The organism is Kribbella sp. NPDC006257 (genome assembly GCF_040613535.1).
Classification (GTDB): Bacteria; Actinomycetota; Actinomycetes; order Propionibacteriales; family Kribbellaceae; genus Kribbella.
Map to the genome: position 1 here is coordinate 204,773 of NZ_JBEXSJ010000004.1, position 24,740 is coordinate 229,512.

General features: G+C 67.3%; 19 protein-coding genes. 10 read left to right on the forward strand and 9 right to left on the reverse strand.

Translation table 11 applies throughout. The annotated features are described in order from the left end of the window. Window positions 1–14 precede the first annotated feature (14 nt). On the forward strand, window positions 15–554 hold the full coding sequence (locus tag ABZ004_RS07130) for an NUDIX domain-containing protein (RefSeq protein WP_355678864.1): 540 nt from the start codon (window positions 15–17) through the stop codon (window positions 552–554). 94 nt (window positions 555–648) lie between these two features. On the opposite strand, the gene ABZ004_RS07135 is transcribed toward ABZ004_RS07130, so the two are convergent. From ABZ004_RS07135 to ABZ004_RS07145, 3 genes are all read right to left on the reverse strand, one after another. Beyond that, entirely contained in the window at window positions 649–1,863 is a 1,215-nt protein-coding gene (locus ABZ004_RS07135) for an MFS transporter (RefSeq protein ID WP_355678865.1), read from the reverse strand. 132 nt (window positions 1,864–1,995) lie between these two features. Further along, on the reverse strand, window positions 1,996–2,712 hold the full coding sequence (locus tag ABZ004_RS07140) for an SDR family oxidoreductase (RefSeq protein WP_355678866.1): 717 nt from the start codon (window positions 2,710–2,712) through the stop codon (window positions 1,996–1,998). A gap of 26 nt (window positions 2,713–2,738) precedes the next feature. After that, entirely contained in the window at window positions 2,739–3,296 is a 558-nt protein-coding gene (locus ABZ004_RS07145) for a TetR family transcriptional regulator (RefSeq protein WP_355678867.1), read from the reverse strand. 121 nt (window positions 3,297–3,417) lie between these two features. Between ABZ004_RS07145 and ABZ004_RS07150 the strand changes: the two genes are divergently transcribed. Genes ABZ004_RS07150 through ABZ004_RS07160 form a run of 3 tightly spaced genes read left to right on the forward strand, consistent with a single transcriptional unit; the run spans window position 3,418 to window position 6,320 of the window. After that, window positions 3,418–4,548: a peptidoglycan bridge formation glycyltransferase FemA/FemB family protein gene (locus tag ABZ004_RS07150; protein ID WP_355678868.1), complete on the forward strand. Its 1,131-nt coding sequence runs from the start codon at window positions 3,418–3,420 to the stop codon at window positions 4,546–4,548. Between the two features lie 5 nt (window positions 4,549–4,553). Continuing rightward, window positions 4,554–5,555: an alanine racemase gene (locus ABZ004_RS07155; RefSeq protein ID WP_355678869.1), complete on the forward strand. Its 1,002-nt coding sequence runs from the start codon at window positions 4,554–4,556 to the stop codon at window positions 5,553–5,555. A 42-nt stretch (window positions 5,556–5,597) separates the two neighbouring features. Further along, window positions 5,598–6,320, forward strand: a complete 723-nt coding sequence (locus tag ABZ004_RS07160; protein WP_355678870.1) for a methyltransferase domain-containing protein — start codon at window positions 5,598–5,600, stop codon at window positions 6,318–6,320. Window positions 6,321–6,340: 20 nt separating this feature from the next. On the opposite strand, the gene ABZ004_RS07165 is transcribed toward ABZ004_RS07160, so the two are convergent. Beyond that, on the reverse strand, window positions 6,341–7,498 hold the full coding sequence (locus ABZ004_RS07165; protein ID WP_355678871.1) for an NAD-dependent epimerase/dehydratase family protein: 1,158 nt from the start codon (window positions 7,496–7,498) through the stop codon (window positions 6,341–6,343). A gap of 139 nt (window positions 7,499–7,637) precedes the next feature. Here ABZ004_RS07165 and ABZ004_RS07170 point away from each other — a divergent pair, with 139 nt between their 5' ends. Continuing rightward, window positions 7,638–8,075, forward strand: coding sequence for a GtrA family protein (locus tag ABZ004_RS07170; RefSeq protein WP_355678872.1), 438 nt, complete (start codon window positions 7,638–7,640; stop codon window positions 8,073–8,075). 17 nt (window positions 8,076–8,092) lie between these two features. Next, window positions 8,093–8,812, forward strand: coding sequence for a methyltransferase (locus ABZ004_RS07175; RefSeq protein ID WP_355678873.1), 720 nt, complete (start codon window positions 8,093–8,095; stop codon window positions 8,810–8,812). On the opposite strand, the gene ABZ004_RS07180 is transcribed toward ABZ004_RS07175, so the two are convergent. Both ABZ004_RS07180 and ABZ004_RS07185 read right to left on the reverse strand, forming a co-directional pair. Further along, a complete protein-coding gene (locus tag ABZ004_RS07180; RefSeq protein ID WP_355678874.1) occupies window positions 8,804–11,029 on the reverse strand; it encodes a glycosyltransferase family 2 protein in 2,226 nt (741 codons plus the stop codon). The genes ABZ004_RS07175 and ABZ004_RS07180 overlap by 9 nt on opposite strands. Then, on the reverse strand, window positions 11,005–11,922 hold the full coding sequence (locus ABZ004_RS07185) for an NAD-dependent epimerase/dehydratase family protein (protein ID WP_355678875.1): 918 nt from the start codon (window positions 11,920–11,922) through the stop codon (window positions 11,005–11,007). The genes ABZ004_RS07180 and ABZ004_RS07185 overlap by 25 nt, the downstream gene beginning before the upstream one ends. 278 nt (window positions 11,923–12,200) lie before the next feature. Here ABZ004_RS07185 and ABZ004_RS07190 point away from each other — a divergent pair, with 278 nt between their 5' ends. Beyond that, a complete protein-coding gene (locus tag ABZ004_RS07190) occupies window positions 12,201–16,169 on the forward strand; it encodes a GH92 family glycosyl hydrolase (RefSeq protein WP_355678876.1) in 3,969 nt (1,322 codons plus the stop codon). Between the two features lie 238 nt (window positions 16,170–16,407). After that, on the forward strand, window positions 16,408–17,637 hold the full coding sequence (locus ABZ004_RS07195) for a transglutaminase domain-containing protein (RefSeq protein ID WP_355678877.1): 1,230 nt from the start codon (window positions 16,408–16,410) through the stop codon (window positions 17,635–17,637). On the opposite strand, the gene ABZ004_RS07200 is transcribed toward ABZ004_RS07195, so the two are convergent. From ABZ004_RS07200 to ABZ004_RS07210, 3 genes are all read right to left on the reverse strand, one after another. Continuing rightward, entirely contained in the window at window positions 17,634–18,818 is a 1,185-nt protein-coding gene (locus ABZ004_RS07200; RefSeq protein WP_355678878.1) for a mannosyltransferase family protein, read from the reverse strand. The genes ABZ004_RS07195 and ABZ004_RS07200 overlap by 4 nt on opposite strands. Window positions 18,819–18,824: 6 nt before the next feature. Beyond that, complete coding sequence (locus ABZ004_RS07205) at window positions 18,825–21,065, reverse strand: transglycosylase domain-containing protein (protein ID WP_355678879.1); 2,241 nt, start codon at window positions 21,063–21,065, stop codon at window positions 18,825–18,827. A gap of 177 nt (window positions 21,066–21,242) precedes the next feature. Further along, entirely contained in the window at window positions 21,243–22,733 is a 1,491-nt protein-coding gene (locus ABZ004_RS07210) for a TIGR00366 family protein (protein ID WP_355678880.1), read from the reverse strand. 217 nt (window positions 22,734–22,950) lie between these two features. Between ABZ004_RS07210 and ABZ004_RS07215 the strand changes: the two genes are divergently transcribed. Together ABZ004_RS07215 and ABZ004_RS07220 are read left to right on the forward strand one after the other, a co-directional pair. Then, window positions 22,951–23,529: a PadR family transcriptional regulator gene (locus ABZ004_RS07215; RefSeq protein ID WP_355678881.1), complete on the forward strand. Its 579-nt coding sequence runs from the start codon at window positions 22,951–22,953 to the stop codon at window positions 23,527–23,529. A 10-nt stretch (window positions 23,530–23,539) separates the two neighbouring features. Beyond that, window positions 23,540–24,619, forward strand: a complete 1,080-nt coding sequence (locus ABZ004_RS07220) for an inositol-3-phosphate synthase (protein WP_355678882.1) — start codon at window positions 23,540–23,542, stop codon at window positions 24,617–24,619. Window positions 24,620–24,740 lie beyond the last annotated feature (121 nt).

The window sequence follows — 24,740 nt, forward strand, 5'->3', positions numbered from 1 at the left end:
AGGGAGAATGAGGTATGCAGACCTGGAAAGAACAGTTTCCTGAGTTGTTCGCACCGGCGTTCTGGCACTGGGGTGATCTCGACACGCAGTTCACGCTGGAGCAGCCGCCGGACGAGTTGATCAGCAACGTGCACGTGGTCGCCCGGGCCGAGGGCGGGATCGTCGTCTGCCGCAACGATCTCGGCTGGCGGTTCCTGCCGGGCGGTACCCGCGAACCGGACGAGCCGATCGAGGAGACCGCCCGCCGCGAACTGATCGAGGAGGCCGGCGCCCGTCTCACCGGCCCACTGACCTGGCTCGGTGGGCATCGCGCCGACCATCGGCGGCCGGCGCCGTACCGGCCGCATCTGCCGCACCCGGTGTCGTACTGGGTGAACGTGGTCGCCGACGTGGTGGTGGACCGGCAGCCGACCAACCCGCCGGACGGCGAGCAGGTGGTCGAGGTCCTGGTCCTTCCGCCGGAGAAGGCGATCGAGTTCCTCGACGCCATGAACGACAACGACGGCCTGATGGCGAACCTGGTCCGGCTCGCGATGGCAATGGACCTGATCTAGGCGATCTGGTCCAGGCGACCAAGGGCAGCGGAACTGGTCCAGGCGACCAAGAGCAGCAGAAGAGGTCTAGGCGGCCAAGGGCAGCGGAGCTGATCTAGGCGATCAGGGGAACCGGAGCTGATCTGGCCGCCTTCCATGGCAGTACGAGAGCGCTGACCAGGCAGAGGGCGCCCGCGATCACGAGGGTCGTCCGGAGACTCGTGACCCCAGCCAGTACGCCGCCCAGTGCCATGAAGGCCGGCTGGACCGTCCGGGAGGTGATCGACCATGACGACTGGACACGCGCCATGAAGCCGTCGTCGGTCGCCTCCATCCGGTAGGTCGCGAAGGACGGATTGAAGGCACCCGCCGCGATCAGCAGACAGGTCTCGGCGATCAGGATCACCACCATCCCGTCAGCACCAGGTGTTGCCAAAGGCAACAACAGCAACCACGGCGTGCGGAGTACGCCGAACATGATGAGCATCCGATGCAGCCCGAACCGGCGGGTCAGCGGCGGCGCGAGCCGGGCTCCGAGCACTCCACCGAGACAGGGCACGCCGAGCGCCACGCCGTACTGCCATGGCTTCATCCCCAGGTCGCGCAGCATCAGTACGGCGAGCAGCGGTGACGTCATCATGACCGGACCGCCGAACAGTTGTGAGTTCCAGAACAGCGCGCGTAAACCGCGGTGTCGCAGGATGTACCTCCAGCCGTCCCGTAGATCAGGCCGGGTCGTCAACCGGGATGGGACCGGCTCTGGCAACCGGATCCGGCGGATTCCCAGCGCGGACAGCAGGAACGAGACCGCATCGACCGCGAGCGTCGCGGTTGCGCCGACCAATCCGACGAGCGCGCCACCGATCGGCGGTCCGATGCTCAGCGTCGTCCAGCTTGTCGCCTCGAACCGGCTGTTCGCCTCCACGCGCCCTTCAGCCGGGACGAGGGCTTTGAGGTGCGCGCCGCCGGCGGAGGTGAACACGATCAGGGCGGCGGCCTGAAGTACGCCGACGACGCACAACTGCACATAGGTCAGGAGATCGAGCACCGCCGCGATCGGCACGCTCCCCAGCGCGACGAAGCGGGTGAGGTCGGCCGCGATCATGATCGGTCTTCTGTGCCGCTGCTCGATGAACGCACCCGAGGGCAGCGCGATCGCGGCACCGGCCAATGCCGAGAGCGCGGCCAGCAATGACACCCGGAAGGTGCTCACGTCGAGCGCGAGGACGGCGACCAGCGGCAAGGCGCCCGCCCCGATCCCGCTGCCCAGCGCGCTGACGGCGAAGGCGGTCCACAACCGCCGGAAGTCGGGACCCAGCGTTGACGACATCAGCCGAGCGTAGAACCCGCCGCCGACAGTCCCGCGAACGCTGAACCGCGGCCGCTAGAAAGCGCCTGGCACAGGTCGCGCCCGCCCCCATCCTCACCCCAGGTCGAGCCCAGGCTCGGCGCAGGTTCAGGCTCAGCGGAGGTTCAGGCCGCCGTCGAGGAGGATGACTTCGCCGGTCAGATAGGTGTTGGCCAGCACTGCCGCGATCAGGTCGGCCACGTCGGAAGGTTGTGCCGCCCGTCGCATCGGGCTCGAGGTTTTCCACAACTCGTGCGCATCCGTCCACGACGCGGTCATCGCGGTATCCACCAGTCCGGGAGCGACAGCGTTCACCCGTACGTCGGGTCCGAGCGCCGCCGCGAGCAGTTTGGTGACGTGGTTCAGGGCAGCCTTGCTCGCGGCGTACGCGATCGAGCTCCCCTTCGGTCGCACACCCGCATGGCTCGTCACGTTGACGATGGCGCCGCGAGACTCACGCAACGCCGGAAGAGCCGCAGTACAGAGCAACCAGGGCGCGATCAGGTTCACCTCGAGCAGCCGCCGCCAGTCGTCCGCGGTCAACCCGTTTAGGTCGTCATGCGGCACCGGCCAACTGATGCCGGCGTTGTTGACCAAAACATCGAGACGCCCGTACGCCGTGAGCACGCGCGGCACCAACTCCGAGGCCTCCGCCGAGTTCTCCAGATCGGCCTGGAGGTAGCTACCACCCAACTCGGCCGCCAGCGCCGAGCCGGCCGCTCGACTGGTCCGGGAATGCACCACCACTGTCATCCCGTCGGCAGCCAGCCGCCGAACCGTCGCCTCACCGATCCCGCTCGCCGACCCCGTCACCAACGCCACCTTCGTCACACGACCACCTTAGGAAACGCCCGACATCAGCCTCGGTAGCGAAGCCCGTCCATCAGCAGGTCCAGCAGGCGATCGGCTTGTTCGCGATTGGCGCCCGCGGCGAGAGCCACGCCGCTGAGGCTCACCAGTACGTCGGCCGCCGCGACATCGGACCGGATCTCACCGGCCTCGGCGCTCGCCGCCAGCAACGGCTGGATCGCGCCTACCAGCAGTTCGAAGCTGTGCGCATACGGATCGGCGCCGGCCGCGATGATCCCGCGGAGCGCGTCGGCCATGCCGAGCTTGCGGGTCATGTAGTCGATGAAGCGGTCCATCCAGGCCCGGGTCGCCTCGGCCGGCGGCAACGTGGCGAGCAGTTCGGGCGCGGCAGCGCAGACCACCGCGAGCTCGTTGCGATACGCGGCCTCGACCAGCGCCTCCCGAGTCGGGAAATGCCGGTACAGCGTGCCGATGCCGACCCCCGCCTTCTTGGCGATCGCGTCCAGCGTCGCCTCCAGCCCGCACTCGGAGAACGCCTCGACGGCTGCCGACAGCAGGAGATCGCGGTTGCGCTGGGCGTCGGCCCGCAACGGACGCTCGGTCATCCCACTCCCCCTCCGCAGCTGCATCGACCCCCAGAACCTAGCCGACATTGCCTGATCGGAATGAGGTCGGGTTTCCGGCTCGGCTGGGGTCTTGCGCTCCCGCCCGGTAACCTGACCGACCGTGAGTGACTTGACGATCCGGACCATCTCCGCGGACGAGCACGCTGCCTATCTGAACGCGCAGCCGTCAGCGAGCTTCCTGCAGACCCCGGGCTGGGCGGCGGTGAAGAGCGAGTGGAAGGCCGAGTCGCTCGGCTGGTTCGATCCGGCCGCTCCGGAGCAGCTGGTCGGCGTGGCGCTGGTGCTCTACCGGCAGATGCCGAAGGTGAAGCGCTACCTGGCCTACCTGCCCGAGGGCCCGGTGATCGACTGGGACGCGATCGACCTCGGCCGGTACCTGCGGCCGCTCGCCGAGCATGCCCAGGCCGCTGGTGCGTTCGGGCTGCGGATGGGCCCGCCCGTCCCGGCCCGGCGGTGGTCTGCCAAGACGATCAAGGACGCGATCGCCGGTGGCCAGCAGCCGAAGCTGGGTGACGTCCGCCCGGACGTGATCGAGCCGTCCGGCGCGACGGTGGCGGCGCAGCTGCGTGCCCTCGGCTGGAAGGCACCGAAGGCCACCGAGGGATTCGCGGCCGGCCAGCCGCAGTACGTGTTCCAGGTCCCGCTCGCGGGTAAGACGCCGGACGATCTGCTCAAGGGCATGAACCAGCTCTGGCGGCGCAACATCAAGAAGGCCGAGAAGCTCGGCGTTGAGGTCACCGTCGGGACCCCGGAGGACCTGAAGGCCTTCCACGCGCTGTACGTCGAGACGGCCGAGCGGGATCACTTCACGCCGCGGCCGCTGCCGTACTTCGTCAAGATGTACGAGGCGATGGCCAACCAGCCGGGCGACTGCAGCGACTTCCGGCTCTACAACGCCTATCACGAAGGGGATCTGGTCGCCTCGACGATCTGGATCCGGGTCGGCGGGCACTCCTGGTACTCCTACGGGGCCAGCTCGACCGCCAAGCGAGACGTCCGTGGATCGAACGCGGTCCAGTGGCGCATGATGTCGGATGCGCTCGCAGCGGGCGCGTTCGTGTACGACCTACGGGGCATCACCGACACCTTGGACCCGAACGACTCGCATGTCGGGTTGATCCAGTTCAAGACCGGCACCGGCGGCGAGGCCGTCGAGTACGTCGGTGAGTGGGATCTGCCGTTGAACAAGGCGCTCTACACCGCATTCGACCTCTACATGAGACGGCGATAACGACCATGCCCCTGATCCTGCACATCGATTCCGATCGATGGCGCGACCATTTACGTTCCACCTGGAACCCCGACATCATCCCGGTCGCCAAGGGCAACGGGTACGGCGTCGGCAACCCGCGGCTGATCGCCGAGTCGCGGGCGCTCGGTGCCCGCACGATCGCGGTCGGCACCTACAACGAGGTGCCGCCGGACGGCAAGGACGACGTCGTCGTGCTGACGCCGTGGCGGCCGTTCCTGGAGGTCCCGCAGGGCAAGAACGTCATCCACACGGTCAGCCGGCTGGCCGACCTGGTCTCCATCCCGGCCGGCAGCCGGGTGCTGATCGAGGTACAGACCTCGATGCGCCGGCACGGCATCGGCGCCCGCGAACTGCGGCACACGATGTTGCTGAACGCGCTGGACCGGATCCGGTTCGAGGGCTGGTCCCTGCATTTCCCGATGGGCGCGGGCGGTACGTCCGCGAACGTCCGGGAGGCGCAGGAACTCGCCAAGGCGGCCTGGGCGGTCCGGCCGGGCACGCTCTGGGTGTCGCACGTCCCTGCTCAGAAGCTGGCCGATATCGGCGACAACGTGAAGCTCCGGATGGGCACCGCGCTCTGGCTCGGCGACCGCGGCGCCTTCGACGTCCGCGCGACCGTCCTCGACGTTCATTCCGTACGCCGTGGCGAGCGGGTCGGCTATCGCCAGCGCCGGGTCACTGGTGACGGTCACGTCCTGGTGGTCTCCGGCGGGACCGCGCACGGCGTCGGCCTGGAGGCGCCGACCGCGGCGGCCACCGTCCGGCAGCGCGCGATCGCGATGGCCAAGGGCAGTCTCGACGCGGCCGGCCTGGCGTTGTCGCCGTTCACGATCGAGGGCAAGCAGCGCTGGTTCGCCGAACCGCCGCACATGCAGGCCAGCATGCTCTTCCTCCCCGCCTCGGTCGCCCCGCCGGCCGTCGGCGACGAGGTCGGCGTTGACGTCCGCTACACCACCACCACCTTCGACAAGGTGTCGATGGACTGATTCCTTGACTTCAGGTGGACCTGAAGTTGCACGGTGGTTGGTATGAGCTTCTTGGATCGGATCGAGGAGACGCCCGGCGCGGGGGCGCTGAGGGCGACGTCGTACGAGCTCCTGGGCCTCTCACCCGGCGACACCGTGGTCGATGTCGCCTGCGGCGCCGGCCATGCAGTGGCCGAACTGGTCGCCTCCGGACTCAAGGTGATCGGGGTCGACCCGGATCCCGACGCGATCGCCGCCGCGCGAGCACGGAGTACGGATGGAATGTTTCACGTGGCACGGTCCGACGAGTTGCCGTTGGAGGACGAGTCGGTCGACGGCTACCGCGCCGCCCGGCTCTTCCACCTGCTCGCCGATCCGCTGCCGACCCTGATCGAGGCCCAGCGCGTACTACGACCAGGTGGCCGGATCGTGCTCGTCGGCCAGGACTACGGCTTCCTGCTCCTCGACGGCACCGACCAGGACCTGACCGACGTGGTCCTGCTCGGCCTCGAGTCCCGTACGCCGGCGCCGCGAGCAGCCAGAAGCTATCGCGACCTCCTGCTCGACCAGGGCTTCCGCGATCCGGAAGTCGCCGTCCACAACGAGGTCGTCACCGACTACGCCCAGCTGACCCGGCAGCTGGAGTCGGCAGCGACCGCCGCGGTCGAGAAGGCGCTGATCACCCGCCAGGACGCCGACGAGTGGCTCGCCGATCAAGCCGACCGCGGCCGGCACGACCGATTCCTGGCTATCCTGCCGACTCTCCTGGTCGCCGCGACCCGCTGAGGGCCAGTCCGACGAGCTGGTCAGCTCACCTTGAGGGGGCCTCGCCAGCGGACTGTGGGGAGGAGGGCGTGCAGGTCGACCCGGTCCTTGTTGGCGGCGACGATGTCGAAGAGGGACTCGATCAGGGTGTCCGACAGCAGGTGCGGCTCGAGGCCTAGGCCGACCAGACCGGTGTGCTTGACGTTGTAGTAGTGCTCGGGCTGCTCGACTCGCGGGTTCTCCAGGTGATCGATCTGGACCGGACCCGGGAAGGCCTCACTGACGACCTTGGCAATCTCGGCGACCGAGAAGCTTTCGGTCATCTGGTTGAAGACCCGGAACTCGCCGGCCTCGGCTGGATGCTCCACCGCGAGCCGGATGCACTCGACCGTGTCCCGGATGTCCAGCAGTCCGCGGGTCTGGCCGCCGGTGCCGTAGACGGTGAGCGGCTCGCCGAGAACGGCCTGGATGACGAACCTGTTCAGCACTGTGCCGAACACCGCGTCGTAGTCGAGGCGGGTGGCCAGCCGCGGGTCCTGCGCGGTCTGCGGCGTTTGCTGTCCGTAGACGATGCCCTGGTTGAGGTCGGTGACCCGTAGTCCCCAGACCCGGCAGCCGAACTCCAGGTTGTGCGAGTCGTGCACCTTGCTCAGGTGGTAGAACGAGCCAGGCTTCTTCGGGTAGAGCATCCGATCCTTGCGGCCGTTGTGCTCGACCTCCAGCCAGCCTTCCTCGATGTCGATGTTCGGCGTGCCGTACTCGCCCATCGTGCCGAGCTTGACGAGATGGATCGACGGATCGATCTCGGCCACGGCGTACATCAGGTTCAGCGTGCCGATCACGTTGTTCTGCTGGGTATAGACGGCGTGCTGCCGGTCGATCATCGAGTACGGCGCGGCCCGCTGCTCGGCGAAGTGCACGATCGCTTCCGGCCGGAACTCGGTCAGCACCCGGTAGACGAAGTCGGCGTCGAGCAGATCACCCTTGTACGCCGTGATGGGCTGCCCGGAGACCTCTTGCCAGGCCGCGATCCGGGTCTCCAGGTCTTCGATCGGAACCAGGCTGCGGACCCCGAGTTCTTCGTCGTAGCCGCGCCGGGCCAGGTTGTCCAGCACCGCCGTCTCGTGGCCGGTGTCGGACAGATGCAGCGCGGTCGGCCACCCTAGGTAACCGTCACCACCTAGGACGAGAACTCGCACGAGGGGACCCCTTTTCGGCGGAAAAATCGTGTCTTCACCTCCCTGTGTACCCATTGCGGACAGGATTCAGCTGGGCAGTTGCTGGCAATTTCCTGTGAATCGGCGAAGGCGTTTCCCTGGAACGTGCACAATGGGGGCCGTGCGGCTCCTCCTTCGCTACTCTGCGTCATCGCTTGTAGCCACAGCGATCAGTCAACTGGTGTTCTTCGTCTGCTACGCGGCGGGCACCCAGGCGACTGCTGCTGCCGTGATCGGCTTCGCCGCCGGCTCCGTGCCGAGCTACCTGCTGAACCGCCAGTGGGCCTGGGGCCGGACCGGCCCGTCGCACCCGACCCGCGAACTGCTGCCGTACGTGCTGATCACGATCGCCTCCGGCTTCGTCATCACCTACCTGACCACCGTGGCCGACGAGTGGATCCGGGCGATGACGTACGCGCATTCGGCCCGGACCCTGCTCGCCGGCACCGCCTATCTGGCCGCCAACGGCCTGACCTTCGTGCTGAAGTTCGTCATCTTCGACCGGTACCTGTTCGCGCGGCCGCAGGACACGAAGGTCGCTACGCACGTCACCCGATAGCGGGCATAGTGGGCCGGGTGGAAGAACACACCGGAGCCTTCAGCAACGCCACCGGGCGCGACCTCGAGCAAGGTGGTGCGGACCAACCGCGCTACCGCCGCTTCCAGCTGGACCTGATCTCGCCGTACTGCGGGGGCTCGGTCCTGGAGGTGGGCGCCGGTCTGGGTGAGTTCGCGCACGGCTTCACCGGTCTGGACCGCTTGGTCGTCACCGATGCGGACCCGGGAGCGGTCGATTTGCTCGCGGCCCGCTTCGCCGACCGGTCCGAGGTGGAGGCGCGACAACTTGCGCTCGGCGGCGAGGTTGCCCTGGACAAGCCAGTCGACTCGGTAGTCGCGATCAACGTGCTGGAGCACATCGAGGACGACGCCGAGGCGCTCCGCTCACTCGCGAACCTGGTCGTACCGGGCGGCACCATCGTGCTCTGGGTGCCTGGCTATCAACAGCTGTACGGCGAGTTCGATCGCCGCGTCGGCCATGTCCGCCGCTACACGCCGGCGACCGTGTCCGATGCCGTACGACGCGCTGGGCTGCAGGTCGAGGTCGCCAAACCGGTCAACCTGCTGGGCGGCATCGCCTGGTGGGCAGCGGTGCGCCGAGGTGGCAGTACGTCACCGAATCCCAGGCTGGTTGCGCTCTACGACCGGTTCGTGGTCCCGGCGACCCGCGCGATCGAGAGCCGGATCCAGGTGCCGTTCGGTCAGACCGTGCTCTGCGTCGCCCGCGTTTCATCCTGAGATTCGGGCTGCCCTGCTTCGGAGTACGGGGCGTTTGGCCAGGACGTATTCGCGCCACCAGGTCGTCGTCATCACCCGCGCGTAGTTGGCGCCGTACACGAGCCCCGGACCCTTCTTGCTCGAACCGTCGCCGCGCCGCCGCATCGTCATCGGCAACTCGACCACGCGGGCACCACTGGCCAGTACGCCGAGCAGCAGCTCCGACGACTGGTACTGCGGCTCGCGCAACGTCACGCTGGAGGCCAGCCCGGCCCGCATCGCCCGGAACCCGAACGACGTGTCGGTGAGCCTGCGCCGGGTCAGAATCGACGCCAGAGCAGCGAAAACCCGTACGCCGAGCCAGCGCAACCGGCTGTCCGCGTCCTCCGCACCCAGCCTGCGCGACCCGGTGACGAAGTCGGCCTGCCCTTCCAGGATCGGCTGCAGCAGTACGTCCAGCTCGTCGTTGTCGTACTGCCCGTCCGCATCGGTGGTGGCGATGTACTCCGCTCCGCCCTGTGCGGCAAGGTGATACCCGAGCCGCAGTGCAGCGCCTTGGCCACGGTTGCTTGGGGCAATGATCACAAAGGCGCCTTCAGCCGCTGCGATCTCGGCAGTGTTGTCCTCTGCACCATCCACGACGACCAGTACGTCGACCGGCAGGCCCGAGCAAGTCTTCGGCATGTTCGCGAGGACCGGGCCGATCCCACCCGCTTCGTTGTACGCGGCAATCACCACCACCAGCGGGGCGAACGACGGCTCGCCGTGCCTGCCGCGGAAGTCGTCCAGCGCTTCTGAATCCACCTCGTCCGGGTAGGCGTCCATCGGCGGCCGTCCCTGATCAGCACCGAGGATCGCGCGGAGACCGATGGCTCCTGCCAACGGGAACAGCACGAGCCCCGGCAACTGGTAGCGCCAGGAGAACTCGAAGGCCGCGGAGCCCAGCAGCAGGATTACCCCGCCGGCGACCGGCAGCAGCGCGGCCGCTTGCAGCCCGGACTTCCTAGCTCGCCCAATACCCGCGACAGCACCTAGTGCGATCAGGGCTGCGAAGCCGAGCAGCAGTCCGGAGGTGTAGCCGCCGTTGAGCTGGTAGGCCCGCAGTAGGACTGCCGGACCATGGTTCACGTACGGCGCGGTCCCGCCCCACTCCTCAGCGGCCTGGGCTGTGTGTGGGTCGGCGAGGTTCGGATAGGTCAGCTGGAACTGCCACCGACTGAGCGGTACGTCGTCCGGCGAGGTCGTCCTGGTCGGGGCGAAGCCCTTCAGGAAGTCCTTGAACACGGCCCAAGCGACATCGAACGGCTGATGCCGGATGACCAGCGCGCTGAACTCCTGTGCCAGCTGCTGCTTGGTCGTCCCGGGCGGCAGCGGGCCCGGCCAGTTCGGATCGCCGTAGTGGTTGTGCGCGTAGTTGTCGACGCCCAACCGCTGACCGAGCGGCTCCTTCGGGCAGAACAGTTTGGTGCCTTCGTTGAGCGGCAACTTCGCACAGTTGGCGACAACTGCGGTCCGTCCGTAGAGCACCTGGTTCTCGGCGCCCGAGATGGCCCATTTTCCCGTCTCGGCGTGGAAGTAGCCGACATAGGCGCCGAACACGAGGGCGAAGGCAGCCAGGGCGGCGCCGGTGCGCAGTACGAGCTGTCTGCGGCGGTGGCGCCAGGCGTTGCCGACCACAACCAGGTAGAAGACGGTGGCGACAATCAGGGTCAAGCCGATCGTCCGGACTGCAAAGGCTGCGCCCAGGAACAGGCCGGCCAGCGCAGCACGCTGCCAGCTCGGTTTTCCCTTGCCTAGCAGGAGCCAGAGGATCGCGACAAGGAGTACGTCGAACAGGGTCTCGGCCATGATGTTCTGCTCAATCTGGACCTGGTAGGCATCCAGCAGGATCGGTGCTGCAGCCAGCGCCGAGAGCCAGCGGTAGACACCGAGCCGCCGAGCAAGGGCGTAGATGGCGATTCCTAGTGCGAGTCCGGCGAGGTGCTGGACGATCACCACGGTCGTCAGACCGCCGAGGCTGACCAACGGACGCAGTACGAAGTCGTAGCCGATCGGGTTGAGCTGGTCCGGCTTGAGCAGCCTCATGTTGGTCAGGTACTGCACCGAGTCCGTGTAGATGATCGCCGGCCGGTAGGCGACGGTCGCGAGGACACGGAGAACCAGGCCGAACACCAGGAAGGTGGTGAGGAGCCAGTGCTTCCGCAGTACCGAGGTCACTGCGTTTTGAAGTACTGCCACGTCCGTGCCAGACCGTCCGCGAGAGAGACACTCGGCTTGTAGCCCAGCGTCTCAGCGCTGGCCGAGATGTCGACGACCACTGCGGGCATCTCCCCCGCTGGAGCGTCCACATGTTCGGCAGGGATCGCAGAACCGGTCACTTCCCGTACTGCGTCGACCAAGTCGAGCACAGAGACCGAGTTGCCGGAGCCGATGATCGCCCGGCCGCTGTAGCCGGTCTCCAGAGCCAGCAGGATCGCACCGACCACGTCGTCGACGTACACAAGGTCCCTGCGCTGCTTTCCGTCGCCGTAGATACGCACGCCGGAGTCGGTGAGTGCGGCGCGCATCAGACGCGGCACAAAGCTGTCCTTGTGCGACATGCCTGGCCCGTAGACGTTGGTGAAGCGCAGGGCGGCAGTGCTGAGGCCGTAGCTGCCTGAGTACGCCGAGAGCAGCATCTCGCCGGCCGCCTTCGTCGCGCCGTACGGGGTGAGCGGGTGGAGTGGGAGGTCGGCAGTGATGGTGGCTGTGCCGACGTCGCCGACGACGGCGTTGCTGGAGGCGAGCACGAACGAGCCGACGCCGCTGCCGCGGGAGAGCTCCAGGAGCACCTGGGTGATGGTCACGTTCTCGGCGAAGGTCCGCATCGGGGCGTCGACGGACCGGAGTACGGAGGTGAGGGCGGCCAGGTGGACTACGGCACGCGGCCGGGTCTCGAAGGCCGAGATGCAGACCTCCTGTTCGGCGAGATCGCCGGTGATCACCGTGACCCCTTCGTCCCAGGACGCCTCCGGCGGCTCCCGGTCGACCGCCGTCACCGGGATGTCGCGGGCCCGCAGCGCCGCGACCACCGCTCGGCCGATGAAGCCGGCCGCCCCGGTGACCAGCACCCTGTCCGCGTAGTCGTCCATGCGGATCAACCTACCGCCGGGGGCACAACCGGGCAGTGCCACCGGCCCTGCCGACACGACCACGTTCGGACGGTCCGCTACGAACTCTTGACCAAGGGTGACGATGATGGGCAGGATCACCCCGGACGCGGGCTGACAACCTTGTCATCGGGGCCGCGTAAACCTCCGGCGAACGGGAACCTCCGACCGCCGGTTCTGCCGTGCAAGGAGCGTAGATGAATCTCCGCCGCCCTCTGGGGCTCGTCACGTCCCTCGGTCTTGTTGTGACAATGTCTGCCATGACGTCAGCGAGTGCCTCCCCACCCACCGCGAGCCAGGCCGCCACCGCCCCCGCGCAACCGGTGGTCTCCGGCTCCTCCTTCTTCACCTCCTTCGAACCCGGCCAGCCGCAGCCCGGCTACACCGACGCGGTCGAGACCGGTCCGGACGGGAAACCCCGGACCGACGGGGTCGAAGGCCCGACGCCGACCGGGATCGGCGGCAGCGAGATGGACAAGGTGACCAAGGTCGAGGCCAACGGCGAGAACACCGGTGGCGGTGAGATCGCGACCAACGCCGCCGACGGGGACAAGTTCACCAAGTGGCTGGTGTTCGAGCCGACCGGCTGGCTGACCTACCAGACCTCGGTGCCGGTGACGATCAAGAAGTACGCACTGACCTCGGCGAACGACGCCGACGGCCGCGACCCGAAGAACTGGACCGTGTCCGGCTCGACCAACGGGACCGACTGGACCACCTTGGACACCCGGACCGGCGAGGACTTCCCGAACCGGTTCCAGACCAAGGAGTACACGTTCGCCAACGCCACGCCGTACACGTACTACAAGCTCGACATCACCGAGAACCACGGCGACGGCATCGTCCAGCTCGCCGACTGGTACCTGTCGAACGGTGACCCGCTGCCGCCGCCCGGCCCGACCGCCGAGTCGCGGCTCGACTCCGGCCCGACCAGCGCCTACAACGCCCGCGCGCGGACCGGCTTCACCGGCGTGAAGTCCTTCCGGTACGCCGGTCACCAGACCGCCGAGGGCCGCGGCTACACCTGGAACAAGATCGCCGACGTCTCGCTGAAGGTCACCAAGGACACCCGGCTCGGGTACAAGATCTTCCCCGAGCATGTCGAGGGTGACCTGAGCTACCCGAGCACCTACGCGGCGGTCGACCTGGCGTTCACCGACGGCACCTACTTGAGCGACCTGAAGGCCAAGGACAACCACGGCTTCCCGCTCAGCCCGCGCGGTCAGGGCGAGGCGAAGGGGTTGTCCACGAACCAGTGGAACAACATCGACGCCGACCTCGGCAAGGTCGCCGCGGGCAAGACGATCGCCCGGATCCTGGTCGGGTACGACAAGCCGGCCGGTCCCGCGGACTTCCGGGGCTGGATCGACGACGTACGGATCAGCAAGGCGCAGGACCCGGATGCCGCCGCGCAGAAGACGGCCCGCAACCACCCGTCGGATCTGGCGATCACGACCCGCGGGACGAACTCCACCGGCGGTTTCTCCCGGGGCAACAACTTCCCGGCGACCGCCGTACCGCACGGCTTCAACTTCTGGACGCCGGTCACCAACGCGGGCTCGATCTCCTGGCTGTACGACTATGCCAAGGGCAACAACGACCAGAACAAGCCGGAGATCCAGGCGCTCTCGATCAGCCACGAACCGAGCCCGTGGATGGGTGACCGGCAGACCTTCCAGGTGATGCCGTCCACCGCCGACACGCCGACAGCGGACCGCGAGGCCCGGGCCTGGGCGTTCAGCCATGACAACGAGGTCGCCCGCCCGTACTACTACGGCGTCACGTTCGACAACGGCAACGCGGCCGAGATCGCGCCGACCGACCACGCGGCGATGCTCCGATTCTCGTTCCCGGCGGGCAAGGCGTCGCTGGTCTTCGACAACGCCAGCAACCTCGGCGGACTGACGCTCGACGCGGCGACCGGCGTGGTCACCGGCTACAGCGACATCAAGTCCGGCCTGTCCACCGGCGCCGGCCGGCTGTTCGTGTACGGCGTGGTCGACCAGAAAGTGGTTGCCTCCGGCAAGCTCTCGAACGGTGGCGGTGCCAACGTCGGTGGCTACTTCTCTTTCGACCCGTCGGTCAAGCAGGTCCAGCTGCGTCTCGCGACCTCATTGATCGGTACTGCGCAGGCGAAGAAGAACCTCGAGCTGGAGCTGGGCGAGGGCAGCCGGTTCGACAAGGTGAAGAAGGCGGCCCAGGCTGCCTGGGACCACAAGCTCAGCACGATCGAGGTCGAGGGCGCGACGGCCGACCAGCTGCACACCCTCTACTCGAACCTGTACCGGCTGTTCCTCTACCCGAACAACGGCTCGGAGAACACCGGTACGGCGAAGAAGCCGGTGATCACCTACGCCTCGCCGACCTCCCCCAAGGTTGGCGCCGACACCCCGACGGAGACCGGCTCCAAGATCGTGGCCGGCCAGACCTACGTGAACAACGGGTTCTGGGACACCTACCGGACCGTGTGGCCGGCGTACTCGCTGTTCTCGCAGGACGACGCGGCCGCGCTGGTGAACGGCTTCGTCCAGCAGTACAAGGACGGCGGCTGGATCTCGCGCTGGTCCTCGCCGGGCTACGCCAACCTGATGGTGGGCACCAGCTCCGACGTGGCCTTCGCCGATGCCTACCTCAAGGGGATCAAGGGCATCGACGTCCAAGCGGCGTACGACGCTGCTCTGAAGAACGCAGCGGCTCGCCCGCCGACGGACAACGTCGGCCGCAAAGGTCTCGACCGGTCCGTGTTCAACGGCTACACGGCCAACACCACGGGTGAGGGCTTCAGCTGGTCGATGGACGGCTACATCAACGACTTCGGCATCGCGAACATGTCGAAGGCCCTGTACGACAAGGCGAAGAAGAACGACCCGCGCAAGCAGGAGTACCTGGACAACTACAAGTACTACCTGAACCGGGCCCGCAACTACGTCACCCTGTTCGACCCGGCGCTGAACTTCTTCCAGGGCAAGGATCCGCAGGGCGTCTGGGGCAACTCGCCGTCGACGTTCGACCCCCAGGACTGGGGTCACGACTACACCGAGACGAACGCCTGGAACATGGCCTTCTCCGCCCCGCAGGACGGCGCCGGACTGGCCGCTCTGTACGGCGGTCGCGACGGGCTGGCGAAGAAGCTCGACGAGTTCTTCAGTACGCCGGAGGACGCCCTGCACACCGGCGGGTACGGCGGCACGATCCACGAGATGCTGGAGGCGCGGGACGTCCGGATGGGCCAGTACGGCCACTCGAACCAGCCGTCGCACCACATCGCCTACATGTACAACTTCGCCGGTCAGCCGTCGAAGACACAGGAGAAGGTGCGCGAGGTGCTCAACCGGTTGTACCTCGGGTCGGAGATCGGCCAGGGTTACCCGGGCGACGAGGACAACGGCGAGATGTCGTCCTGGTACCTGTTCAGCATGCTCGGGTTCTACCCGCTGCAGGTGGGCTCACCGACGTACGCGATCGGCGCGCCGCTGTTCACCAAGGCGACCATCCGGCTGGCCGACGGCAAGAAGCTGACCGTCAGCGCGCCGAAGAACAGCGCGAAGAACCTGTACGTGAAGGGCGTCAAGGTCAACGGCAAGAAGTGGACCTCGACGAACCTGCCGCACGCTCTGATCGCCGACGGCGGCAAGATCGAGTTCGAGATGACCGACAAGCCGTCGAACTGGGGTACCGGCCTGGGCGACGCGCCGCCGTCGATCACGAAGCCAGGCGAAGACCCGATGACGTGGCGCGACTCGACCGAGGACGAGGGCGCGGTCACCGCGGCCGGCGGTACCGACGTCAGCGCGCTGACCGACAACGACTCGAAGACCCAGGTCACGCTGACCGGGGCCACGCCGACCGTGACGGTCAACCTGACGACCGGCCGGCCGGTCACGATGTACAGCCTGACCAGCGGGAACACCGGTGCGGCACCGTCGGGCTGGGTGCTGGAAGGATCGAACGACGGGACCGGCTGGACACAGGTGGACAAGCGGACCGGCGAGAACTGGCCGTTCCCGGCGTACACCAGGTCGTTCAGCGTCGCTTCACCGAAGGCCTATACGCAGTACCGGCTGGTGCTGACGCCGGCGGCAGGCGCTGACGGGGTGACGCTGTCCGAGCTCGAACTGCTCGGCACTCTGAAGGGCGTCGAGGCCGGGACGCACCCGAGCGACCAGCGGGTGGCCGAGGCCAAGCCGACTCCGACGCCGTCGCAGTCGATCGACCGCAACTACGGCTGAGCACAAAAATGTCCGGCGGAACCTGCCCCTGAGAGGTTCCGCCGGATGTTCGTCCCGTTTGTTCAGTTCAGAAACATATGGAAGGGGTGGCGACCCCGCCCGGCCTGCCACCCCTTCACACCCGTACTGACGACCGGGCCTCCGGATAGGTTGCCTCGCCCGAAATCTGTCCACATCCTGGACAAGTTGCAGGTATTGCCGCCTTCCTGATGAGCCCCGGGCGGGTGAGGATGGCGCGGTGAGCGAACTCCGCGACGACCTCCCGCCCCGCGAACTGGCCGAGCTGCGCCTCCGGGCCGAGCAGTTCCTGCGCGACAAGAACGACCAGCCCCTGCTCGACCTGGTCGTCGACCTGCGCGGCGACGATCAGTGGTGGGCTCATCTCTGGGGGCCGGGTGCCGCACTGGCAGCCCATCGTCTCGGTTCGCCGCAAGCATCGGCCCTGCTCGCCGAGGCTGTCGCCGCCGGGTTCAGCCAGCCGGAACTCTTCGAGGGCGAATTGGAGGAGGCCTTCGGTGCCGACCCGGACTGGTCGCGGCTGCACCGCGAGATGCAAGAGAACATCCCGCTGCCGGCACTCGAGCTGACCGACTGGCCGGACGCCGGCCCGGTCGGACCGTTGGAGCTGTACACGATCGACGCCGACCGCGAGAGCGCGCTGCTCGACCGGCTACCGGCGGCGACGGATTCGGCCTGGGACACCGCGACCCGGATGCTGGAGTGGGTCCGTACCCGGTGGGAGCACGCGAACGACCACGTCGAGAATCCGGACGCGCTGAACGTGCTGGAGCGGGTCGACGCCGGCGCCCGGTTCGCCTGCGTCGAATACTCCATCGTGCTCAGCCAGGTGCTGAACGCGGTCAGGATCCCTGCCCGGCGCCTCGAACTGCGCCAGGCGAACCATCACGTCGGAGTCGGCCGTGGTCACGTCGTCAGCGAGGCCTGGATCGACGACCTCGACCGATGGGTGCTGCTCGACGGGCAGAACGGGTCGTACTGGGCCGGAGCCGACGGGCAGCCGCTCGGCGTACGGGATCTTCAGCAGCTGACCGAGCCGCCTGCCTTCGTCGGGGCGCGGGGAGTCGAGTCGCTGAGCACACAGGAGGCCGCTTCCTGGTTCAGCTACTTCGCGTCGGTGACAACCACCGGCTACACCTGGTCGGAAGGTCCGTTCGCACCGGTCTTCCAGGGCATCGGAATAATCCGTACGCCGCGGCTCGTCCACGACGGCGACTTGGCCTATCCCTCGCTCTCCGCACTCACCACCGGTCTGGGCGGGAAGGTCGACGCACCAACTGTCAGCTTCACCCACGCGCACCCGTATGGCACCGGGATCGCGGTCAACGGCGAGCCCGTCGAGGACTACCCACTCGACATGACTCCCGGCACCCACGAACTCGCGGTCACCATCGCTACGCCGTACGGCGAGACTGCGCCGCAGTATCTCCGGTATCTGGTGCGTGGCTAGCCGGTCCAGCGGCCGGTGAAGAAGGCGGCGGCCCAGATGGCGGCGAGGGGTAGGGCGATCGCCAGGTAGAGGCGGCCTAGCCAGCGGCGTTTCTCGACCAGGACGGCCAGGCCGATCCACAGCGGCCACCAGAGCAGCGTCGCGCGGGTCAGCGAGTAGACCCAGAACGACGTCATGAAGGCGCCGAGCGTCGCCGCCACCCAGGCGGCCTCGCCCCAGGAGCGGCGCCAGAGCAACCAGACCAGCAGGACGAGCCCTACGAACAACGCGACCAGCTCGGCGCGGAACATCCAGGTCCAGTCGCTGTGGTCACCCGGGAAGTGGCCCGTGGTCGCGGCCTGGACGGTGTGCACCACCGAGGTCCACGGCCAGGTGAACTCGCGCGCCCAGCCCTTCTCCTGCGCCTGCTGCCAGGCGAACCAGGAACCGTGGATCTTCTTCAGATACGCCATGAACGCGACCACCGGGACCACCGGCAGCACCAGCCACGGCAGCGAGGACCAGTCGCGCTTCTTCGACGTCAGGAACTCGACGCCGAGGGCGAAGATCAGGAAGATCCCGGACACCCGCACGGTCGACGCGAGCGCGACGAAGACCGCCGCCCTCCCCCAGCGGCCCTGGCGCGCGGCCAGCCAGCCCGGGAAGGCGAAGGCGCAGAACAAGGCCTCCGTGTACGGCGCGGCGAGGAAGACGCCGACCGGTGCGCTGAACCAGATCAACGCCGCCTTCGGGCCGAGGTTCGCCAACTGCGGGAACTCGTACTGCGCGAGCCGGGCGAGATAGATCCCCGCGACGGCGCTGGCGATCAGCGAGACCAGGATGCCGCCGCCGACGTACCCGATGCCGAGCCAGCTCGCGACCCGCATCAGCGCCGGGAAACCCGGGAAGAACGCGGCTAGCGGCGCGCCCGACGGTTCACCCTGGTTGTAGCCGAACTCCGCGACCGCCTTGAAGTGCCAGACGTCCCACTGCAGCCAGGCCCGCCAGACGTTCGGGTAGTCGGTGCCGCGGTTGAACAGCAGCGGCGCGGAGACGGAGATGACGAAGATCCCGATCCGGCTGACCAGCCACCAGCCGAGCGTCTCGCGGGCGCTCGGGTCCGGTCGGAGCCGCAACAGTCCGGCGGCCTCGCGGGCCCTCCTGGCCCGGCGAGGCTGTTCTCCCGCCACTCGCTCAAACACCGGCCACTACTGGCCGCCGGCTCCGTTGTCGGGAGGGGTTGGACCGCCGGTCGGGATAGGCGGCCAGCCGGGTGTTTTGGTCGGCTTGCCCGTCGGTTTGCCGGTCGGCTTCCCCGTCGGCGTGTTCGTCGGGGTGTTGGTGGGCGTGTTCGTCGGGGTGTTGGTGGGCGTGTTCGTGGGGGTGTTGGTCGGCGTGTTCGACGGGGTGTAGCTCGGCGTCGTCGTGTCCTTGATGTCGCTCGGGTCCGGCTCGGTGAAGTCGGCCTTGTCCGAGCCGGCCAGCGCCGGGTCCATGTAGGCGAGCCAGGTCCGCAGCGGCCAGTTGCCGCCGAAGAAGGCCGGGTCGTCGCTGAACGGGTCGAGGTCGCTCTCACCAGTCTTCCCGGCGCGGTACAGGACCGAGGTCGACAGACCCTTCGAATCGGTCGGCGAGTTGTAGCCCGCCGTGTAACCGGTCCACCAGGAGGTCAGCGTGTCCGAACCGTCCTTACAGCCGTCGCACTTGGCGTTGGCCGCCCGATGCTCGACCGCGACACCACCCGCGGTACCGGTCTTGCCGGCCACCGGACGATCGAGGTCCTCGGCCAGCTTGCCGGTACCGTTCGGGCCCTCGACGACATCCTTCAGGACGAAGTTGACCTGGTCGGCAACCTCTTGGCTGATGACCTGCTTCCCCGGCAACTGGGCCTCTGTCCAGTCCTTGGCATTGCCCGGGTAGTCGACCTTCTTGATGGTGTGCACCGGCACGTACCACCCACGAGCCGCGAAGGTCGCGTAGGCGTTCGCCATCTCGACAGGGCTCGCGTAGGGGTCTGGACCGAGCACGGTCGACGGGTTGTTTCGGCCTCGCTCCAGCGCGGTCGTCTTCGGGATGCCCAGCTTCTCGGCTTCGCTGACCAGTTTGTCCGGCCCATCCGGCAACTGGTTGTCGATCAGATCGTAGAAGGCCGTGTTGATGGACTGCTCGGTGGCCTCCTTCAGCGTGACGTCACCGAAGTCCTTGTTGAATTCGTTCTTGAGCTTCTGCCCCTGGACGATGATCGGGCTGTCGCCCTGGAGGGTCGAGTAGATGGTGAAGTCGTTCTCCAACGCCGCTGACACCGCGAACGGTTTGAACGACGAACCCGGCCTGGCCCGCAGCGTTGCCCAGTTCAGCTGGTTCTTCAGGTAGTCGCCGCCGCCGTACATCGCCACCAGTTCGCCGGTGCCCGGCCGGACCGAGGCCATCCCGATGTGCAGATCGCCCTTCTTCTTGGGGCGTTCCGCGATCGAGGCGTTCATCTTCTTCTGCAGGTTGACGTCGAAGGTCGTGGTGATCTTCAGGCCACCACCGCTGATCTCGTCGTCGGGGACGCCGAGCTTGGACAGTTCCTTGCGGGCCATGTCGAGCAGGAAGCCCTGCACGCCCCGGAACCGGTCGCTCTTTTTCTTCTTCTGGGTCGGCGGCACGGCCTTGGCCCAGCCGTTGTACTGCGCCTCGGTGATGGTGCCGGTCTGCCGCATCCCGTCCAGCACGTACCGGTAGCGATCGAGGATCCGTGCCTTGACCACCGGGTCGGTCGAGTCGGTGTCGAACCGGGTCGGGTTGTTCAGCACGGTCGCCAGCAGGGCGGCCTGGCCGACATTCAGCTTGGCTGGGACGGGTTGGCTGAAATAGGCGTCGCCGGCCGCGGCCACGCCGTACGCGCCCTCGCCGAAGTAAATGGTGTTCAGATAACCCGCGAGGATTTCCTTCTTGTCCGTCTGCCGGCTCAGCTTGGTGGCGATGAAGAGCTCGGAGAACTTCCGCGAGAAGGTTCGCTCCTGCGTCAGGTACATGATCTTCACGTACTGCTGGGTGATCGTCGAGCCACCCTGCAGTTGCTGACCGCGGGCGATGTTGAACGCCGCGCGGGCCATGCCGGACGGCGAGACGCCCGGGTTGGTCCAGAAGGTCCGGTCCTCGGCCGCGATCACCGCGTCCTGGACGGTCTTCGGGATCTGGTCCAGCGGCACCGAGCGGCGGTTCTGGTCGTAGAAGCTGCCGATCGGGGTCTTGCCGTCGGAGAAGTACACGGTGGTGGTGTTGGTCTTGAACGCTGCGTTCGCGTCCGGAATGTCGGTCGTTTGGTAGCCGATGAAGAAGGCCGCCGCGGCCCCGATCACCCCGAGGAAGAAGAGCCCCAGCATCCAGCCGAGAACCCGCAGCGCCCAGTGTCTCTTCCCTCGCCGACGGACCGGGGCGGCTTTCCTACGACCTTCACTCACAGTGCAATCCTCGACGATCTCGCTGAAGTCATTGCCACCCAGAGTACGGGCGATGTGGTAGCGCTCCCTATTCCGGCAGGAATCCTAACGCTCCCGGCGGCCACCCGGTCTCATCCCTTCGGAGGAGGCCACGACTCGCCCGGAGACTCCGCGATGTGCCCTATTTCACGTCCCTGGTCAGCCGGTGACATGAGGGGCCAGCAGGGTGACGGCGATCAGGGCGGCCGGGAAGCAGGCCAGGAACATGGTGAAGGTGTAGCCCATGATGTCGCGGGCCTTGAGGCCGAGGATTGCCAGCGTCGGGAGCATCCAGAACGGCTGCAGCAGGTTGGCGCTGGCCTCGCCGAGGTCGTAGACCACCACCATCCAGCCGGCGTCGACCTTGAGCTCGTTGGCGGCCTGCAGCACGTACGGCGCTTCGATCACCCACTTGCTGCCGCCGCTGGGGACGAAGACACCGAGGATGAACGAGTAGATCGCGACCAGCGGGGGGAACAGGAACTGGTTGCTTGCCTGCACCAACCAGCCGGCGATCCGCGCGGAGACGCCGGTGTAGGCGATCATGCCGAAGATTCCGCCGTACAAGGGGAACTGGAGCAGTACGCCGGCCGCCGCCGGTGCCCCGTCGCGCACCGCCCGGGCCATCCGCCATGGCCGCCAGTGCAGCAGCATGGCGAGCAGGAACAGGATCAGGTTCACCGTGTTCAGGTCGAGGGCGTTGAAGAAGCTCTTGCCCTCGAAGTACCGGACCAGATAGATGGCGCCGAGGGCAACGACCAGCAGGCTGAACAGCGGTGAGTGCTCCAGCCAGTCACCCGGCCGTCGCTTCTCGCCATCCTGGCTCTGTTTTCCGTTGTACGCCGAACCGCGGCCGATCAGCGGCTTCAACTCGATCCCGATGTCCTCCGCAGTGCGCGCGTTGCCCTCGCCAGGAGCGATGAACCACGCCATCGCCACGCCCACGGCGTACACGATCAAGGTCGCGACGATCGCCTGCCAGGTGAAGATCGTGTCGGTGAGTGGGATCAGTCCGCTCGCGTGGCCGCCTGCCTTGATGACTTCCTGGACCGGCGCGGGGCTGCTGCTCGCGCTGGCGACCTGCAGCGCGGCCGAGCCGGACAGGCCCTGGGCCCAGACCGTGCCGAGACCGAGGAAGGCCATCGCGCCGAGCGCCCGGTAGTCCGCCTTCGGCACGTTCCGGGCGACCTCGCGGGCCAGGATCGCGGCGAAGATCAGGCTGAAGGCCCAATTCAGGTACGACGCCAGCATCGCGACCGCGGCGACGAAGGCGACCGCCGTCCGGGGAGACCTGGGGATCCGGGCCAGCCGGGTGATCAGCCGGGCGATCGGGCCGCTCGTCGCCACGGCGTACCCGCCGATGATGATCATCGCCATCTGCAGCGTGAAGGTGATCAGGCTCCAGAAGCCCAGTCCCCAGCCGTCGATCAGGCCGTAGCCCTTGGTCGCGGCCGGATCATCGGGGCGCTTGAGCAGCGGTTCGCCGGCGACGAGGCCGAACAGCAGGACGACGAAGGTGCCGACGAGGACGAACCCGAAGGCGTCCGGCAACCATTTCTCGGTGAATGCGGTGAAGCGCAACGCAGTACGGGCCAGCGGCCCTTCGTCCTCGATGCCGTGCTTCGCGTGCTTCCCATGGCTGTCGGCCATGACCCTCCGCTCCTGGACCACGACGCTGTGTGTCAGACGAATTAACGCAGATCAGAGCCTGACGTAACAGGTTTTGTGGCAGCGTGGCGGGCGCGAGGCTGACAAAGGCCGACTTTGTCAGGAGTTGAGCGCTTTCACTGGACCTGCCTACAGTGGCGCCACGATGTATCGAACCGATACATCAGGTCATGACAAACTAGACCGAAGGAGGTGGGTCATGGGAAACCGCAGTGGGGTCCTGGAGCTCGCCGTACTCGGTCTGCTGCACGAAGCGCCGATGCACGGTTACGAGCTCCGCAAGCGCGTCAACGCCCAGTTCGGCTGGGGACGCGTGCTCTCTTTCGGGTCGCTCTACCCGTGTCTGAAGGCGATGCTCCGCAACGGGCTGATCTCCGCCGACGCCGGGACGCCGGACGGACGGAGGCAGAAGATCGTCTACACGATCACGGCCGATGGCAAGGACCACTTCGCTCAGGCGATGCACGACGCCGGACCGTCGGCGTGGGAGGACGACACGTTCGGCGTCCGGTTCTCGTTCTTCGGCCGGACCGATCCGGCCACCCGGCTGCGCATCCTCGAGGGGCGCCGCAGCCGGATGGAGGAACGGCTGGCCAACTTCCGGGCCGCGATGAGCCGGACCGCGGAGCGGGTCGACGCCTACACCCTCGAGCTGCAACGGCACGGCCTGGAGTCGGCCGAGCGCGAGGTCCGCTGGCTGAACGAGCTGATCGACGGCGAGCGCAACCGGCAGCGGCCCCCCGAAGAGCATTCCCCGCCTGTTACACCCCCCAACTAAGGAGTTCCAGATGACTTCGATCCGCGTAGCGATCGTCGGTGTCGGCAACTGCGCCAGCTCGCTCGTCCAGGGCGTGCACTACTACCGCGACGCGAAGCCCGACGAGCGCGTCCCCGGTCTGATGCACGTCCAGTTCGGCGACTACCACGTCCGCGACGTCGAGTTCGTCGCCGCGTTCGACGTGGACGGCAAGAAGGTCGGCCTCGACCTCGCCGACGCGATCGGCGCCAGCGAGAACAACACCATCAAGATCTGCGACGTGCCGCCGAGCGGTGTCACCGTGCAGCGTGGCCACACCCTCGACGGGCTCGGCAAGTACTACCGCGAGACCATCACCGAGTCCGACGCGGCGCCGGTCGATGTCGTGGCCGCTCTTCGTGAGGCGAAGGTCGACGTGCTGGTCTGCTACCTGCCGGTCGGGTCGGAGCAGGCTGCCAAGTTCTACGCCCAGTGCGCGATCGACGCGAAGGTTGCCTTCGTCAACGCGCTGCCGGTGTTCATCGCCGGCACCAAGGAGTGGGCCGACAAGTTCACCGAGGCGGGCGTGCCGATCGTCGGCGACGACATCAAGTCGCAGATCGGCGCCACCATCACGCACCGCGTGCTGGCCAAGCTGTTCGAGGACCGCGGCGTCACCGTCGACCGGACCTACCAGCTGAACGTCGGCGGCAACATGGACTTCAAGAACATGCTGGAGCGCGACCGGCTGGAGTCCAAGAAGATCAGCAAGACCCAGTCCGTCACCTCGCAGCTGGTCGACAAGATCGACCCGCGCAACGTGCACATCGGCCCGTCCGACTACGTGGCCTGGCTGGACGACCGCAAGTGGGCCTTCATCCGGCTCGAGGGCCGCAACTTCGGTGACGTCCCGCTGTCGCTGGAGTACAAGCTCGAGGTCTGGGACTCGCCGAACTCGGCCGGCATCATCATCGACGCGATCCGCGCGGTGAAGATCGCCAAGGACCGCGGCATCGGCGGCCCGATCCTGTCCGCCTCGTCGTACTTCATGAAGTCGCCGCCGGAGCAGTACGCCGACGACGTCTGCCGCGACCTGGTCGAGAAGTTCATCAAGGGCGAGGTCGAGCGCTAAGTAGTTGCTTATCGAGTACTCCGTTCTTCGAGCGCGGAGTACTACGGGCCTCGCGGCCTTCCTGCCGCGAGGCCCGTTGCTTTCCCCACCCCCGCCTTCCTTCCCTGACCCCCTACGCACC

Excerpts from the sequence above, each read along its gene's own strand:
- ABZ004_RS07135 (WP_355678865.1), bottom strand. The coding sequence starts at position 1,863 with ATGTCGTCAACGCTGGGTCCCGACTTCCGGCGGTTGTGGACCGCCTTC.
- ABZ004_RS07220 (WP_355678882.1), top strand. The coding sequence starts at position 23,540 with ATGACTTCGATCCGCGTAGCGATCGTCGGTGTCGGCAACTGCGCCAGC.
- ABZ004_RS07185 (WP_355678875.1), bottom strand. The coding sequence starts at position 11,922 with ATGGACGACTACGCGGACAGGGTGCTGGTCACCGGGGCGGCCGGCTTC.
- ABZ004_RS07160 (WP_355678870.1), top strand. The coding sequence starts at position 5,598 with ATGAGCTTCTTGGATCGGATCGAGGAGACGCCCGGCGCGGGGGCGCTG.
- ABZ004_RS07190 (WP_355678876.1), top strand. The coding sequence starts at position 12,201 with ATGACGTCAGCGAGTGCCTCCCCACCCACCGCGAGCCAGGCCGCCACC.
- ABZ004_RS07155 (WP_355678869.1), top strand. The coding sequence starts at position 4,554 with ATGCCCCTGATCCTGCACATCGATTCCGATCGATGGCGCGACCATTTA.
- ABZ004_RS07145 (WP_355678867.1), bottom strand. The coding sequence starts at position 3,296 with ATGACCGAGCGTCCGTTGCGGGCCGACGCCCAGCGCAACCGCGATCTC.
- ABZ004_RS07210 (WP_355678880.1), bottom strand. The coding sequence starts at position 22,733 with ATGGCCGACAGCCATGGGAAGCACGCGAAGCACGGCATCGAGGACGAA.
- ABZ004_RS07215 (WP_355678881.1), top strand. The coding sequence starts at position 22,951 with ATGGGAAACCGCAGTGGGGTCCTGGAGCTCGCCGTACTCGGTCTGCTG.
- ABZ004_RS07130 (WP_355678864.1), top strand. The coding sequence starts at position 15 with ATGCAGACCTGGAAAGAACAGTTTCCTGAGTTGTTCGCACCGGCGTTC.